This is a genomic window from Marinicella gelatinilytica (genome assembly GCF_026410405.1).
Taxonomy (GTDB): domain Bacteria; phylum Pseudomonadota; class Gammaproteobacteria; order Xanthomonadales; family Marinicellaceae; genus Marinicella; species Marinicella gelatinilytica.
In genome coordinates this window covers 175,415-190,346 of record NZ_JAPMLN010000001.1, presented here as the reverse complement: position 1 = coordinate 190,346, position 14,932 = coordinate 175,415, and the positions used below count along the sequence as shown (strand labels likewise).

The following is a 14,932-nucleotide window of genomic DNA, read 5'->3' as shown; positions in this document are numbered from 1 at the left end:
TTATGAATATTGGCATCGTATTGGCGCCCTACTACAAACACATTATCGATGGCTTATATGAGGGTGCCACCCGCTATCTATCCGGTAAAAACATCGACTTTCAGTACTTTGAAGTCGCCGGGGCCTTAGAAATACCGCTCGCTTGCCAAATGCTGGCCGAAACCGAACAATTTGACGGTTTAATTGCCCTGGGGGCAGTGATTCGCGGCGAAACGGCCCATTTTGACTATGTTTGCCAGGAAAGTGCCCGCGGACTGATGGATGTTTCGTTGAGACACAACATACCCATCGGCAATGGCATTTTAACCGTTGAAAATGAAAACCAGGCATTGGCCAGATCGTCTGCCGATGAATCCATGGGCAAACATAACAAAGGCAACGAAGCCGCTCATGCCGTGGTGAGCTTACTTGAATTGAAAAAAACCATCCAACGATGAGCTTACGATTTATCTCACAAGCTGAATTACCCACAGAATTCGGCACATTTCAGGTTCATGTATTTGAAGACGATGGACAGGAACATCTGGCCTTGGTAATGGGCAGCTTGTCTGAAAGTGATGTTGTCCTCACCAGAATTCATTCTGAGTGCCTCACAGGAGATGGTTTATTCAGTTTACGCTGTGATTGCGGACCACAACTGGCACACGCCATGCAAGCCATCCAAAAAGCCGGACAGGGCGTCTTAATCTATCTGCGTCAGGAAGGTCGGGGCATCGGACTCACTGAAAAAATCAAAGCCTACCAACTCCAAGATCAAGGCATGGACACCTTCGACGCCAACATCAAACTAGGTCACGCCGCTGACAGCCGCGACTACGGCATGCTCAAAGAGGTCTTCGCCCATCTCAACATCAAACAGGTCGATCTCATGACCAATAACCCAGAAAAAATAGAGGCCTTAGAATCTCAAGGCATCAGCGTACACAAACGCATTCCCTTACACGTCGGCCACAATCCCCACAACAAACGCTACATCGACACCAAAAGAAACCGATTTAAACACCTGGATTAATCCGCCATATCCAAAATAGGCCTATAATTTACATTAAGTTTAAATATATCGTTTAATGATAATGGTTTATCCCATTTACCTAAGAAAATACATTAACCATAAATCCATCTATAATTTAACATAATATATATTATGCGCATATTTGTAATGCTCAATATTGAACTAAAGCTAATTGCATGAGTCAGTATTTGCTAACACCCCTAAAAACTCATAATGAGCAAATCAAAAATATTCGCTTACGTTGTCTCTATATTTATGATCGTCATCATATTATGTGTTTGGTTTCTTTACAGCACTGCATGCATCATGACTTATCACCCTAATCCAGAGAAAGATAAACATGTTCAATCATCCAAAGGTTTAAGAAAAGTTGATCAAATTTTGGCTCAATATAAATTTATAACCGGGACTTATCCTAATAGCCTTTCAGAATTACACACACCAATTAAAAAACCCTGGATGGACCCATTTATAAATATAGAACATTTAACTGACCCATGGGGTGTCGAATATGGCTATAACTATGACCCTAAAACGTCGGTATATAGCTTGTACTCAGCAGGAAATAGTATCGGTTATAAAGACGGAAATAATGCCTACTATCAACTCAGTTCAGGAAATATTGTATGGTCTATACCTTAAACCCTAAAATCTCATCAGTATTTCTTAATCATAATTAAAGGTCTATACGTAGCGGATCTGGAATAATTCAAAACAGTTCACTGATTGTTCAGACTGAAATGCCTATAATGCCGCCGACAATGAGAGGTTATCTCATATCTTAATTTAATTAAATTGGAGTGCGAAATGAGAAAAATATTATTAGGTGCCCTATTTCTGGCTGGAACAGCCGGTTCGGCCATGGCAGCAGAAGCCATTAAATATAATTATTTTGAATTAGGTTATAACTATCTGGATCTTTCCGGTAGTAACCATGCCGATGGTTTTTATGTTGATGGTGCTTTTGATTTAAGCCGACATTTTTACCTGGGCGGTTACTACAGTGACTTGAGTCCAAATCGTGGTCGCGGTGGTTTAGATCGTTATGGTGCAAAACTTGGTTTTCATACCGGTTTAACCGGCATCACGGATTTTTACAGTGAACTCAAATTGGGACAATTTGAAAGCCGCTTTGATGACAGTTTTAGTTATGGTGCTTTTGTGGGTACCCGCACCACCTTTAACCCTCATTTTGAATTAATCACCAAGGCCGGCTATACCGAAGTGGATAAAGCCAACGACGGCTATTTTGAGGCCGGTGTTAAAGGCTTATTCAAAATATCCAGAGCACATGCCTTTACCGCGGAGTTCGAAAGCCTTGACGGTGACTTGGGCGCCAACGTTGGTTTTCGTTTTATGTTTTAAAACGCAACAAAAAGCCACACAAAGGGATTTGTGTGGTTATTCATCCTTATTCGGAACATCAGAAAAATACATTCCTATTTCTTAGGCGTCACTTCCCTCCCCTTTATCACCAAAAACCCATTGATCGCTGAACTTTCGAACAACTCTCAATGGTCAGAGTTTTAAGATCTCCAGCAATAGACTGAATACTAAAATTCCTTCATTATCACGCAATAAGCCAGCCTGAAAACCCAAGCTGGCTTGTTTCGAAAAACGCGTGTTGCGTTTGTTTGTTTATTTGTCAATTAGGCAGTTTTTGAGTTACGCTGAAATAGCCAATCAGAGACCCTTTGTAGTGTCAGAGTAATTGTGGTCGCAGAAATGACAGCAATGACTGCTATTAACATCACTTTATGTGTCATTGATGACAGCCTAACAGTGTAAAAGGCTGCCGTTGTTATTAACGCAGACAGTACTCCTGCGTTCACATAATTCAGTTGACTGAGTGGGTGTTTTTGGAACCTGGAAATGTCAAAAAATAAGCAAAGGTGTTGTGTTATTAGTAAGGCAAATATAAAAAACACAAAGGCATTTGTGGCGGTCAATGTATTAAGTTGGTTGAGCATATTAATCTCCGGTGTTCTATTAATTCTGGGGTCATTGTCATTATGACCCATTGTTTATGTCGATTATTTCGACGTCAGCCATTGACGCCTGAAAATTGCTGAGATGGCTGAATCTGAATAAGGTTAATTCAAAAAAAGAGCCTATATTTCAGTGATGAAAATTGAAGCAAGCAAGCGAGGCATCTTCATTAAATAATCACCTAAACTCATGTACGCATATACGCTGCAGACATCATCGTGATGACAGTAGTAATGCATTAATATGATTAAAGATCGTTTTAAGAAACTTCTTTAAATAACCGGAGGTCCCCGAGGGGATTTAGGGAGGTAGCTGAAAAATTTTTGCTTAGAATTCTGAAAATAATACTGATCCTGGCAATATACGTGTGAAACTTTCTTGGCAGGTTTTAATAAACAAAGATCTAAATCATCATTATTATTTTCATGGTGAAGAGAAGTGACTGCCTGAATTCCCGTCACATGGTCAGAAAAATATGGTTTCTCTTCAGATGCCGCCGTAAATGATAGAACAGCCAGGCACAGGAAAACATTAAATTTATTTGAGGCAATCATATAAAATTATTGGTTCACGCCATTTAGGGTAATATAAAATTTAATGTTTCTGTCGTTATAGAATCAAATTTAAAACATGAATCTATACAATGTTTGAACAAAATCATGTCGATATTTGGGTTATGTATTTTACTGTTTATGTCACCTTTAATGTATTCAATTTATAAAATATCAAGGGCTATCAATATTACCCATGAGTCATCTATTTACCCTACTATTGTGTCCATACCCTAAGATCAATTTTTCTCCCGATGAATGAAGTGGTACAAAATAGGCAGTACAAATAAAGTTAATATGGTGGATGAAATGATACCACCAATGACCACCGTGGCCAGTGGACGTTGAACTTCCGAACCAATTCCTGTATTTAGTGCCATGGGTACAAAGCCTAAACTCGCCACCAGAGCGGTCATTAAGACCGGGCGTAATCGGGTCATGGCACCCTGGATGACCGAGTGATAGAGCTCACCGGTTTGCTTCCACAATTCTCGCATAAAGGATAACATCACCAAGCCATTGAGTACGGCAACACCGGACAATGCGATAAAGCCGACGCCGGCTGAAATCGACAAAGGCATACCTCTTAACCACAGAGATATAATCCCGCCGGTCAGCGCCAAAGGTACGCCGCTAAAGATAATCAGCGCATCTTTAAAGGAGCTGAAGGCCATAACCAGTAATCCGAATATAATGGCCAAGGTAATTGGTACAACAATGGACAGCCTTTTGTTGGCTGATTCTAATTGTTCAAATGTACCACCATAATCCAGCCAATAACCGGCAGGTAATTTAACTTCGGTGGTGATTTTTGTTTTAGCTTCATCAACAAACGAGCCCAAATCCCGGTCTCTGACATTGGCTGTCACCACCACGCGGCGTTTACCATTTTCGCGACTAATTTGATTCGGTGCGGGCGCCAAAATAATCTCGGCGACTTCGCTTAAAGGCACATAGCCACCGGTAGTTAAAGGCACAGGCAGTGCATTCAGATAATTGATATCCCGACGTGAATCTTCATCTAAACGAACCACGATTTCAAACTGGCGGTCGCCTTCATAAACGACACCCGCGCCTGTGCCACCAATTGCAGATTTAATAACATATTGAACGTCAGCCACATGAAGACCATAAAGCGCCATCGAGTCACGTTTAGGGACAATGGACAGCATGGGTAAGTTGGTAATCTGTTCAACCCGGGCATCTGCGACACCTTCAATTTGATTGAGAATTGATAGTATGTCATTCCCTGACTTGAGCAATAAATCTAAATCATCACCAAAGATCTTAATGCCCAAATCAGCCCTGACCCCGGAAATGAGTTCGTTAAAACGCATCTGAATCGGTTGCGTGAATTCATAATTATTACCGGGTAATTGCTTAATGACGTGTTCGATTTTTTCAATCAATCCCTGCTTGGTTAGTGTCGAATCCGTCCACTGATTATAAGGTTTTAATATGACAAAGGTATCGGTAACATTGGGTGGCATGGGGTCGTTGGCAATTTCCGGTGTACCACTTTTTGAAAACACGTCTTCAACTTCAGGAAATTCAGCCAGTTTTTCTTCCAACAAAAATTGCATCTTAACCACTTGATCAAGTCCGGTACCGGGAATCCTGATGGCGTGAATCAGCAAATCACCTTCGTCTAATTCGGGTATAAATTCTGAACCCATGGTGGTGTAGAGCCAGCCGGAAAAACCAACCAAAGCCATGGCACCGAACAACACCAGCCAGCGTAATTTAATCGCGCCTTTAAGCATGGGACGATAGATTGATTTAGTGGCACGAATAAGAATACTTTCTTTTTCACTGACCTTGCCATTCATAAATATCGCCACGGCGGACGGAATAAAGGTAAAAGACAACACCAGCGCGGCCAGCAAGGCCATAACCACAGTGGCTGCCATGGGATGAAACATTTTGCCTTCGACGCCTGTCAGTGAAAACAAGGGTATATAAACCACCGTAATAATGATCACCCCGAATAAACTGGGTCTGATGACCTCATTGGTGGCATTAAATACCACTTCTAATCGTTCTTTTAGTGGTAGCTTACCCTGCTCTTTTTGGGCTTCGGCCAGTCGTCTGATTGAATTTTCCATAATAATCACCGCGCCATCGACAATCAAACCAAAATCCAAGGCCCCTAAACTCATAAGATTGGCAGAGACACCGGCTTCGACCATACCGCTGATGGTAACCAACATCACGATGGGAATCACTGCAGCGGTTATCAAAGCCGCCCTGAAATTGCCCAACAGCACAAACAAGATAACGATAACCAGTAACGCACCTTCCGTGAGATTTTTTTCCACAGTCCAGATGGCTTTATCAACCAATGTGGTTCGGTCATAAACCGGATTAATGAGGACGCCTTCAGGTAAGGTGCCACTGATTTCTTGCACCTTTTGCGCCACGGAATGCGCCACTGCCCGCGAGTTTTCACCAACCAGCATCATGGCCGTTCCCAATACCGTTTCTGCACCATTTTTAGTGGCGGCACCTGAACGCAGTTGTTTGCCGATGTTGACTGTGGCAATGTCTTTGATCTTAATCGGTGCATACTCAAATGTTTTTACCACCACATGCTCTATATCGTGAATGGTTTTTAATTGACCGGGTGATCTGACCAATATTTGTTGGCCATTGGTTTCGATATAGCCGGCGCCCTGATTGAGGTTGTTTTGCTGTAAGGCTTGTTCAATGTCTTGAAAGGAAATACCATAATTCAGCATCTTCTCCGGGCTTGGATTAACATGATATTGTTTATTGTAACCACCAATGCTGTTAACCTCAGTCACCCCTTTAACCAAAGCCAGCTGAGGTTTAATAATCCAATCCTGAATCTCTCTTAATTCTATGGCGTTGATGCGGCTGCCATCGGGCTTGGTATAACCTGGTTCAGCCTCAACGGTGTACATGAATATTTCACCCAACCCTGAGGTGATGGGGCCCATTTCCGGCGTTAAGCCTTCAGGTAAACGGCTTTTAATGGCGCCCAGTCGCTCATTAATTAAATTGCGCGCAAAATAAATATCCGTGCCTTCTTCAAAAACCACGGTAACCTGCGATAAGGCATAACGTGACAGTGATCGGGTGTAGGCCAAATTCGGAATACCGGCCAGTGCCGTTTCTACCGGGTACGTGATCCGTTGTTCCGTTTCTAAGGGTGAATAACCGGGTGCATTGGTATTAATCTGGACTTGTACATTGGTGATATCCGGCACCGCATCGATGGGCAAATTGCGCACATTCCACAGTCCCAAGGCAATCAGAACCAGTACAGCAACCATCACCAACCAGCGCTTTTGAATAGATGTCTTGATTATTGACTCAATCATTATTTATTCCTTTAATGGTGGTGTGAAGCGCCTGATTTTTCTAAATCAGCCTTAATGACGTAACTGTTCTCAGCAACAAACTCATCACCTAAACTTAAGCCGGATAAAATTTCAGTCATCAGGTTATCAGCGCGTCCTGTTTCGACAATATGAGGCAGGTAGGATTGACCGTCTTTGACAAAAACCACTTGATTGTTATCAACCATTTGTATGGCCTGAGTCGGCACGACAATATCGGCATGAACGGAATCAACCGTGACCTGTGCGGTGACCATGAGACCTGTGATCCACGTGTTTGATTGGTTGTTAATCGGGACCCGCGCGATGGCATAGGGTTGCTGTTCATGGGCCGGAATGATGTGCTTGATTTCAGCCTCAAGGGTTTTGCTATTGCCGTTGATGATGACCTGTTGGCCGGGTTTAACCAAGTCGATTTGTTCCGGAAATATTTTCAGCTCGGCCCAGATGTTCTGGTAATTAGCGATGGTAAAGAGCACCTGGTCATGGGCCATTTCGCCCGGGTTGGCATGTCGATTAATGAGGATGCCTTGCAGCGCGGATTTTATTGGGTATTTTTTAAGACTTTCATTGGACTCAACAAATGCCAAGATGTCCCCTACTTTGACGCTGTCACCTATTTCTACATTAACGGCTTGAATGGTACCGGCAAATCGTGCGCGTATATGACTGATTTGACTGGGGTCAAAAACGGTTTGCCCGTAAACTTTGACTTGTTTTACGATGGTGCCGGCGGTGGCTGTTTGGGTTTTAATTTTAGATTGATGTGCAATCGCCTCATCAATCGTCACCATCGCCTCTTCTTCAGCATGATCATCATGGTCGTCGTGGTCATCTGAAGCCGCGACTGACAAAACAAACAATAGCAATATGAGCATGTTGACTGATTTAAATAGAATTGATCTCATGAATCATCTCCTTGGTTTTGTGGGTTTTGTGGCGTGTCTTTATAAATGGGCATGGCCATAATGCGTTCTAATTGCACACCATATTTAAGAATGCTTTGGGCGGTGTCGATTAATGATTTCTTTGACTGAATTAATTCCGTTCTGGCGGTCGAATACGCCAGATAACCATAGCGACCTTCCAAATAAGCTTCACGAGTCATATCGAGTGCTTCAGTTAAGGCGGGAATGATGTCGTTTTGCAGGGTATTGAAACGGTCTATGGCGGTTGTTCTCAGTGAATAGAATTCATTAATCTGCCCATAGAGTTCAAGCAAAGTCATCTGTTGTTGTGACTGTATTGAATCGATATCGGCTTCTGCTTCAATCAGTGCCCCTTGGTTTCGATTGGATTTAAACAGCGGGATACTGATACCCGCCGTTAAGGCAGCGTCATTGGTTTGTTCAAATCTTTTAACGCCCAGGGACCAGTTAATATCTGTTTTAGATTCAGCTTCAATAACCTTGAGCTTCGACTCGGCCAATTGCTGATTCATGGTGATTAGCTGAATAACCGTGGATTCATCGGCATGATCATAGAGTACGTCAATCTCTTTGACGATTCCAAAATCATATAGTTGACCTGTGATTTGATCAAAATCCGGATTTTTTTCTGACCAAAATAAACTTAATTCAACCCGTTGTTTATCAAACTCAGCGTGCTCAGCGCGTAGGGTTAATTCTGCTCGCTTCAAGGCCGCCAAGGCGCGCTTAACTTCAATGTCACTGATGGCACCCACATTCGCTTTTCGTTGTACCGAAGCATAGATATCTTCACTGAGCTGCACTGATTGTTGGGCCAGCTTGATCCGTTCCTGGGTCGCTAACATATCAATATACAGCGTTGTCAGTTCCGCAATAAGACCCAACGACTTCAATTTTCTTTGGGCTTTAAGACGTTCATACTTGGTGAGCACAAAGTTTGTTCTGGCCTCTTTTTTATCACCCAATTCAATCACTGAAGACAATGATATAGATAATTCCGTTTGTTCAAATGAGGTGTACGGCTGACTGCCGGTGAAATTTTCAGCCTCAATACCCAGCTTATATTCAGGATTTAAGCCTGCGGTTATTTGCGCACCATCAAGGCCTTGTTGTTTTAAATCAAATATTTTAAGCGATGGGTTATAGGCTGACATGTTTCTGATGGCGGTCGTCAAGGACATCTCTTTGGCAGAGAGTGGATTTGATAACATGCCTGAAACCATCAGCAAGCAAAAGCAGACTTGTCGCCATTTTTTGATGTCAATTAAGCTATTTTTCTGAACATTTATCATGATAAATATGCCTGATAATTTATTTTATGAATACATGAGCCACCCAAAGAATCCTTATAGGGCAGATCAAAGAGTAAAGTGTTAAAGTGAGACTTTTAGCTTAAGCTTGTGGCGGTCGTAATAATCGGGTGATTATGCCACTGGTATAGATGTGTTCAGATATGACAATATCCTTATCATTGTCAAAGTAAAGAAAGTTGACTATTTTTGTTATGGTGGAGGATATTTGACCACAATGACAGAAACAGCATTGATCGCAATGCGTTGATTCTGTGTCACATTGTGCGGTACTGATTAATGTGTTTTCACAAATTTCGGCGTACTCAGTGATGCCAACTTCAGTTACAGCCGAAAAGGACTGACAGGAGACAGCCATCACAATCAATGTTATGAGTACTTTATAGTTCATTATGAGGACAATCAATTCATTGAGCCATGGGCGTAAATAAATTTGTTTTTATTTTTAGCGCAGTTTAATATCTACAGTTACTATAGAGTCAAGAATATTTATGAAAATTGGTCAAGTCTCCAAACAAACCAACATTCCGGTACAAACCATTCGCTATTACGAATCTCAAGAGTTGATTCAATCATTAGGCAGAACAGAAGGTAACTTCAGAATTTATGATAATCAGGTCATCGATCAATTAAAGTTTATTAAACACTGCCGTTTATTAGATTTATCGCTCGGTGACATCAAGCGTATCAACGAGTTACGTACAAACTCTCATGCCCCCTGTCATGAAGTTGACGAAATGATTATCGATCAAATCAAACAAGTTAAAGTCAAAATGCAAGAACTCAAGCAGTTAGAAACACAGCTCAAAGCCTTGAGCAATTCATGCACTCAAAGCAGAAAAGTCAGCGATTGCGGTATCATTAAATACCTTCAAGAATCGTATTAATTCTCAAATTCCAGGTTGTACGAAACAGTCAGGTATTTCTGTATTTTAATCAGCTTGCAACTGCCAAGCTAATATCTCGCCGGCTTTAAAAGGGACTATTGATAAGCCCTTATCTATAGTTTTTTCAGGGACTTGTTGATCTTTTTTAATCAAGGTTATGTGGTCTTTATTTATCGATAGTTGATAGAATTTGGGGCCATTGATAGACGCAAAGGCTTCGAGTTTATCCAGGGCGTTTTCTTCTTCAAACACTTGCGCGTAATGCTCGATGGCATGCGGTGCGGTGAAGATACCGGCGCAACCACAGGCGGATTCTTTGGCGTTGATGGCGTGTGGAGCGGTGTCAGTGCCTAAGAAGAATTTTTGATGGCCTGATGTGGCAGCTTTTCGTAAAGCCTGGCGGTGTTGTTCGCGTTTAGCCACCGGTAGGCAGTATAGATGGGGTTTAATACCGCCGACCAGCATATCGTTGCGGTTAATCTGTAAATGATGGGCGGTGATGGTGGCGGCAACGTTATCTCCTGCACTCATAACAAAATCTGCGGCATCTTTGGTGGTAATGTGTTCAAACACCACCTTTAATTCAGGCATATCCTTCAACAAAGGCTGCATAACATCATCGATAAAGCGGGCTTCACGATCAAAGACATCAATGTCATCGCCAACCACTTCACCGTGCACCAGTAAAGGCATGCCCTGCTTTTGCATGGCTTCTAACACCGGATAAATGTGTTTAATGTCGGTCACACCGTGGCTTGAGTTGGTGGTGGCACCGGCCGGGTAGAGCTTAGCGGCCGTCAAAACACCTTGCTGATGGCCATTAATTAAATCCTTACCATCTAAGTCATCGGTAAGATAAGCAACCATTAAGGGCTTAAAGTCCGGATAATCTTGCGTGGCCGCTAAGATACGTTGTCGATAATCAACCGCCATCGCTGTTGTGGTCACCGGTGGCAGCAGATTCGGCATAATAATGGCACGAGCAAATTGTTGGGCGGTATACGGAGCCACTTGTTTCAGCATCTCGCCATCACGCAGATGCACGTGCCAGTCATCGGGTTTAATCAAAGTTATGGATTGAGCGGTCATAGATAAGAGGGTTATAAAACTGCGGTGATTATACCGTGTCGCTGTTATGAACTAAAGACACGACCGTGATATTGACTAAAACCTTGAGCCAGTTATCTTTTTAAAAGTGGGCGCTTGGCAGTTAACACATTTTTCAATGTCATTTTGTTCAAAAACACCGACTTATAAAAGGCTCACACGTTATAATGCGCCACTTTTTTTAAAAACCCGCTCTATTCTCGACCGGAACCATTAAAATCAACCCATGAAAAATAATTATTTGCCCTATTCAATATTAATCGCGCTGAGTTTACTGCCTTTTATTGCGCTGGCGCAAGACACACCGTCTGGTGCTTTTGATGCCTGTGTTTTACAGCAGTTTGCTGAAGCGAAAGAGAACCTAACCATCGCCAAAATAAAGGACATTTGTCAACGACAACAGGCGTTATCAGTGAGCGATGCTGAATTGGATTCAAATCAATCAGAAGACATTCAAGAACTTGGCGTTATTTCTCAACGTTTGAAGAAAGAGCGAAAAACAAGAGATAATCCGTTTGTCTTAACGCCGCACAAAATGAACTACATACTACCGGCCTACTCAACCAATGCCATCAATAAAGATGAATATCATTTGTTTGAGGGATATGAAGAAAACTTAGAGGATCTGGAGGCCATGTTTCAAATTAGTTATAAAGTGCCTCTGAATCCAAAAAGTATGTTTGTTGAAAACGATGCCTTGTATTTAGGTTTTACCTTAAGGGCCTGGTGGCAAGTGTATTCTGAAGGCATCTCTAAACCATTCCGTGAAACCAATTACAATCCGGAATTGTTTTATTTAATGCCCCTGAAATGGAAAATATTAAATGGTAACACAGCGTTGGTATTTGGTATTGAGCATGAATCCAATGGGCGCACCCAAGCTTTATCAAGAAGCTGGAACCGCGTCTATGCACATTTTTTATATGAACACAGTAATTTTGCTCTTTCGCTTAAACCTTGGGTACGGTTTTCTGAAGATGAAAAACAATTTGAACTCGACCCAAAAGGTGATGACAATCCGGATATCCTGGATTTTATGGGGCACTTTGAGCTCAACATGGCCTATAAACTAAACCAGTTTGAATTTAGTTTTAAAGGCCGCAGGAACTTCTCAACCGACAGAGGTTATTCAGAATTAGGCTTTACTTTCCCGTTGTGGGGTAAGCTTCAGGGTTACGCGGTCGCCTCTAATGGCTATGGTGACAGCTTAATTGATTATAATTACCGCCAAACACGATTTGGTTTAGGTATCACACTGAATGGATTACTTTAAATAACAACTGCTAACAATCTGATTTATATTATTTTTCTATGCTTTTTTTATGATTTCAAAATCTTAACCTTTTATGTACTAATTCTTAATGCATGTTTTGACATAATGATAATCACTAATCAACCAGGAGAGTCATTATGAATAAAGATATTTTAGAAGGTAAATGGAAGCAATTTAAAGGAAGCGCCCAAAAAAATTGGGGTAAATTAACTGATGATGATCTCGATGAAATTGCCGGTAACCAAAAACGCCTGGCCGGTAAAATCCAAGAGCGTTACGGTTACGCCAAAGACAAGGCTGAAAAAGAAGCCGAAGAATGGCGCAAATCCTTGAAAGAATAGTTTTTCTCAACCATTAAATAAAAAAGCCACCGGGTGAAAGTCCGGTGGTTTTTTTATTCGTGCATATAGCTAAAAACACAATGACTTTGGATTAATTTACACCAAATATTTGACTAGCATATAAACAGACACAGCCACCATCATCAGATTTTCGGTTAGCGATACAAAGCCTAAGGGCACGTTACTGTTACCGCCGACACAGGCGCATTTGAGTTCGCGTTTGTCGATATAAACGGCTTTGAATACTGAAACCGCTCCGATGGATCCAATAAATAAAGCCACCGGTGCAAAGAACCAGGGATTGACACCCGATAACATCCCGATACCGGCATAGGCTTCGGCGAAAGCATAAATACGGGCATAGGGAATGTATTTCATCGCCAGTAAGTCGTAACCGATAAATTGATTGGTGAAAGCGTCTAAGTCTTTGAGTTTTTGAATGGCCAATGCACACATACTGATGGCCACAAACCAAATTAATAATGTCTCGATTTGAAAACGGCCAAAGACATTCAACATCAAGGCAAGTGCCATTAAAAAAGTAACACTGAAAATGGCAATCACCGGCTGGTAGGTGGTTTCGTTGTCGTCTTTGACTTCTAAGCCAAAATACTCCCGTAAATTATCATAGCCACCGATGCGCTTACCATCGATAAAAGTCTGGGGCGTAGTGTCCACACCCTGCTCGGCCATAAACTGATCGGTCTCTTCACGGGTTTTTAATAAATGATCATCAATTTCATAACCGTTCTTTTTCAATAAATGGCGTGATTTTAAACCATAGGGGCAAATATGCTCCGAGGTTTTCATGCGGTATAAGATGGCTTGTTTTGACATGGTTGATCCTCCTTAAATAATATTTAAAGTTTCATGCCCGTAGGGATTGATACTCTTCGTGCTTGTTCATATAAGAATCCACGAAGGAACAGCTGGGAATGACTTTGTAGTTATTGTCGCGAGCGTAATCCAAAGCATTTTTAACCAACTGCGAGCCAACACCCTGCCCGCCCAGTTCTTTGGGGACAAGAGTATGGGCGTAATCCAAAACACCATCGCCCTGCTCTTTGTATTCCAAATAGCCGCTGTGTCCATCGATATGGACCTCAAAGCGGCGGGCTTGTTTGTTGTGTTCAATGTTAATACTCATATGATTACTCCTTATTTTCCAGGTCTTTAATATAGCGTTTCATCTCTTTAATTTCGCGTTCTTGTGCTTTAATAATTTCATCCGCCAGTTGCCGTACCCTCGGGTCTGAAATGTTGGCACGTTTACTGGTTAGAATGGCAATGGAGTGATGCGGAATCATGGCTTTCATCCATGAGACATCATCCACGGTGGTTTGTGAGCGCACCAAAAACAAGGCAACGACAAACAACACGGCACTGCCGATAAATACAAAAGCATTGGTTTTTTTATTCGGGTATTTGTCAATCATAAATAACAACATCACCGTGGCCATAATGGCACCCATAATCAGTGACATATAGGCCCGGGTTTCACTCCAAAAAATATGATCCCAGGTATAATTATTTAAGTACATGGCCATATACATGACCACAGTTGATGTTAAAATCATTAATAAAAATCTTTTATAGGTCATGATTTCCTCCTGTATGTTATTGAATTTACAATCATTATATCAAATCAATGTTAAATTTTTATTTCAAGGTTATTCACCTATGACCAATGAATATGCGAAATAAGCCACTCACCATCGATTTTGGAAACCACGATGGTTTCCATGGAGATACTGACTCGCGCTCTGCCGGCCACCATGCGGGTGTTTTCGAAACGGGCGGTTGAAATGGCCGTATCACCACTAACCTTGACTTGATGCTCAAGTAATTTAGATTTGATCTGAGCCAAATACTGCATATCAGCCTTCATGTGACCGGCGGCATATTCTTCTAAGGAACGTTCGGCTTTTCCGGACTCATAAATGAGGACATCATCGTTGAGCAATGAACGAACCGAGTCTGTGTCTTTAGATCTGAGTGCTTGGTGGAATTTTGTGACTACTTGAGCTGCTTCGCTGTCAAGACCTGTCATCAGCTTAGTTTGTTTCTCTTGATGCTCACCTTGGTGCGCGAACAGATTAAATGAGAGTGCCCATGTTAGTAAAATTGTTAAATTAATCATTCTTTTGTTCATAATAGTTTCCTCAGGTTAA

Annotated in this window: 16 protein-coding genes; 7 read left to right on the top strand and 9 right to left on the bottom strand. The window is 41.8% G+C overall.

Annotation, left to right across the window (positions count from 1 at the left end; translation table 11 throughout):
* The first annotated feature begins 2 nt into the window (after positions 1-2).
* From ribH to OS173_RS00710, 4 genes are all read left to right on the top strand, one after another.
* The gene (gene ribH / locus OS173_RS00725) at positions 3-437 is read left to right on the top strand and encodes a 6,7-dimethyl-8-ribityllumazine synthase (protein ID WP_267182356.1); all 435 of its coding nucleotides are present in this window, start codon (positions 3-5) and stop codon (positions 435-437) included.
* The gene (ribA, locus tag OS173_RS00720; RefSeq protein ID WP_267182355.1) at positions 434-1,012 is read left to right on the top strand and encodes a GTP cyclohydrolase II; all 579 of its coding nucleotides are present in this window, start codon (positions 434-436) and stop codon (positions 1,010-1,012) included. The genes ribH and ribA overlap by 4 nt, the downstream gene beginning before the upstream one ends.
* A 306-nt stretch (positions 1,013-1,318) precedes the next feature.
* The gene (locus OS173_RS00715; protein ID WP_267182354.1) at positions 1,319-1,654 is read left to right on the top strand and encodes a type II secretion system protein GspG; all 336 of its coding nucleotides are present in this window, start codon (positions 1,319-1,321) and stop codon (positions 1,652-1,654) included.
* A 165-nt stretch (positions 1,655-1,819) separates the two neighbouring features.
* The gene (locus OS173_RS00710) at positions 1,820-2,377 is read left to right on the top strand and encodes a hypothetical protein (protein ID WP_267182353.1); all 558 of its coding nucleotides are present in this window, start codon (positions 1,820-1,822) and stop codon (positions 2,375-2,377) included.
* Between the two features lie 896 nt (positions 2,378-3,273).
* On the opposite strand, the gene OS173_RS00705 is transcribed toward OS173_RS00710, so the two are convergent.
* From OS173_RS00705 to OS173_RS00690, 4 genes are all read right to left on the bottom strand, one after another.
* A complete protein-coding gene (locus OS173_RS00705) occupies positions 3,274-3,555 on the bottom strand; it encodes a hypothetical protein (RefSeq protein ID WP_267182352.1) in 282 nt (93 codons plus the stop codon).
* Positions 3,556-3,791: 236 nt separating this feature from the next.
* The gene (locus OS173_RS00700; RefSeq protein WP_267182351.1) at positions 3,792-6,896 is read right to left on the bottom strand and encodes an efflux RND transporter permease subunit; all 3,105 of its coding nucleotides are present in this window, start codon (positions 6,894-6,896) and stop codon (positions 3,792-3,794) included.
* A gap of 11 nt (positions 6,897-6,907) precedes the next feature.
* Positions 6,908-7,822 carry an efflux RND transporter periplasmic adaptor subunit gene (locus OS173_RS00695; protein WP_267182350.1) on the bottom strand — a complete coding sequence of 305 codons (915 nt, stop codon included), beginning with the start codon at positions 7,820-7,822 and terminating at the stop codon, positions 6,908-6,910.
* Entirely contained in the window at positions 7,819-9,135 is a 1,317-nt protein-coding gene (locus OS173_RS00690) for a TolC family protein (protein WP_267182349.1), read from the bottom strand. Before OS173_RS00690 ends, OS173_RS00695 begins: the two co-directional genes overlap by 4 nt.
* Positions 9,136-9,644: 509 nt before the next feature.
* Between OS173_RS00690 and OS173_RS00685 the strand changes: the two genes are divergently transcribed.
* The gene (locus tag OS173_RS00685; RefSeq protein ID WP_267182348.1) at positions 9,645-10,040 is read left to right on the top strand and encodes a MerR family transcriptional regulator; all 396 of its coding nucleotides are present in this window, start codon (positions 9,645-9,647) and stop codon (positions 10,038-10,040) included.
* Between the two features lie 45 nt (positions 10,041-10,085).
* Here OS173_RS00685 and pyrC read toward each other — a convergent pair whose 3' ends face one another.
* Positions 10,086-11,129 carry a dihydroorotase gene (pyrC, locus tag OS173_RS00680; RefSeq protein ID WP_267182347.1) on the bottom strand — a complete coding sequence of 348 codons (1,044 nt, stop codon included), beginning with the start codon at positions 11,127-11,129 and terminating at the stop codon, positions 10,086-10,088.
* A gap of 244 nt (positions 11,130-11,373) precedes the next feature.
* Between pyrC and OS173_RS00675 the strand changes: the two genes are divergently transcribed.
* Positions 11,374-12,420 carry a phospholipase A gene (locus tag OS173_RS00675; RefSeq protein ID WP_267182346.1) on the top strand — a complete coding sequence of 349 codons (1,047 nt, stop codon included), beginning with the start codon at positions 11,374-11,376 and terminating at the stop codon, positions 12,418-12,420.
* A gap of 137 nt (positions 12,421-12,557) precedes the next feature.
* A complete protein-coding gene (locus OS173_RS00670) occupies positions 12,558-12,761 on the top strand; it encodes a CsbD family protein (protein WP_267182345.1) in 204 nt (67 codons plus the stop codon).
* A gap of 96 nt (positions 12,762-12,857) precedes the next feature.
* Here OS173_RS00670 and OS173_RS00665 read toward each other — a convergent pair whose 3' ends face one another.
* The 4 genes from OS173_RS00665 to OS173_RS00650 form a co-directional block, all read right to left on the bottom strand.
* Positions 12,858-13,598: a MauE/DoxX family redox-associated membrane protein gene (locus tag OS173_RS00665; RefSeq protein ID WP_267182344.1), complete on the bottom strand. Its 741-nt coding sequence runs from the start codon at positions 13,596-13,598 to the stop codon at positions 12,858-12,860.
* A 31-nt stretch (positions 13,599-13,629) separates the two neighbouring features.
* Positions 13,630-13,908 (bottom strand): GNAT family N-acetyltransferase, encoded by a 279-nt coding sequence (locus OS173_RS00660; protein WP_267182343.1) that lies wholly within the window; start codon positions 13,906-13,908, stop codon positions 13,630-13,632.
* Positions 13,909-13,912: 4 nt separating this feature from the next.
* On the bottom strand, positions 13,913-14,362 hold the full coding sequence (locus OS173_RS00655; RefSeq protein ID WP_267182342.1) for a DUF305 domain-containing protein: 450 nt from the start codon (positions 14,360-14,362) through the stop codon (positions 13,913-13,915).
* Between the two features lie 77 nt (positions 14,363-14,439).
* Complete coding sequence (locus OS173_RS00650; RefSeq protein WP_267182341.1) at positions 14,440-14,913, bottom strand: YybH family protein; 474 nt, start codon at positions 14,911-14,913, stop codon at positions 14,440-14,442.
* Positions 14,914-14,932: the final 19 nt, after the last annotated feature.

What these genes read in the sequence shown, in the direction of transcription:
- ribH (WP_267182356.1), top strand. Translation starts at nt 3, where the DNA reads ATGAATATTGGCATCGTATTGGCGCCCTACTACAAACACATTATCGAT.
- ribA (WP_267182355.1), top strand. Translation starts at nt 434, where the DNA reads ATGAGCTTACGATTTATCTCACAAGCTGAATTACCCACAGAATTCGGC.
- OS173_RS00715 (WP_267182354.1), top strand. Translation starts at nt 1,319, where the DNA reads ATGACTTATCACCCTAATCCAGAGAAAGATAAACATGTTCAATCATCC.
- OS173_RS00710 (WP_267182353.1), top strand. Translation starts at nt 1,820, where the DNA reads ATGAGAAAAATATTATTAGGTGCCCTATTTCTGGCTGGAACAGCCGGT.
- OS173_RS00705 (WP_267182352.1), bottom strand. Translation starts at nt 3,555, where the DNA reads ATGATTGCCTCAAATAAATTTAATGTTTTCCTGTGCCTGGCTGTTCTA.
- OS173_RS00700 (WP_267182351.1), bottom strand. Translation starts at nt 6,896, where the DNA reads ATGATTGAGTCAATAATCAAGACATCTATTCAAAAGCGCTGGTTGGTG.
- OS173_RS00695 (WP_267182350.1), bottom strand. Translation starts at nt 7,822, where the DNA reads ATGAGATCAATTCTATTTAAATCAGTCAACATGCTCATATTGCTATTG.
- OS173_RS00690 (WP_267182349.1), bottom strand. Translation starts at nt 9,135, where the DNA reads ATGATAAATGTTCAGAAAAATAGCTTAATTGACATCAAAAAATGGCGA.
- OS173_RS00685 (WP_267182348.1), top strand. Translation starts at nt 9,645, where the DNA reads ATGAAAATTGGTCAAGTCTCCAAACAAACCAACATTCCGGTACAAACC.
- pyrC (WP_267182347.1), bottom strand. Translation starts at nt 11,129, where the DNA reads ATGACCGCTCAATCCATAACTTTGATTAAACCCGATGACTGGCACGTG.
- OS173_RS00675 (WP_267182346.1), top strand. Translation starts at nt 11,374, where the DNA reads ATGAAAAATAATTATTTGCCCTATTCAATATTAATCGCGCTGAGTTTA.
- OS173_RS00670 (WP_267182345.1), top strand. Translation starts at nt 12,558, where the DNA reads ATGAATAAAGATATTTTAGAAGGTAAATGGAAGCAATTTAAAGGAAGC.
- OS173_RS00665 (WP_267182344.1), bottom strand. Translation starts at nt 13,598, where the DNA reads ATGTCAAAACAAGCCATCTTATACCGCATGAAAACCTCGGAGCATATT.
- OS173_RS00660 (WP_267182343.1), bottom strand. Translation starts at nt 13,908, where the DNA reads ATGAGTATTAACATTGAACACAACAAACAAGCCCGCCGCTTTGAGGTC.
- OS173_RS00655 (WP_267182342.1), bottom strand. Translation starts at nt 14,362, where the DNA reads ATGACCTATAAAAGATTTTTATTAATGATTTTAACATCAACTGTGGTC.
- OS173_RS00650 (WP_267182341.1), bottom strand. Translation starts at nt 14,913, where the DNA reads ATGAACAAAAGAATGATTAATTTAACAATTTTACTAACATGGGCACTC.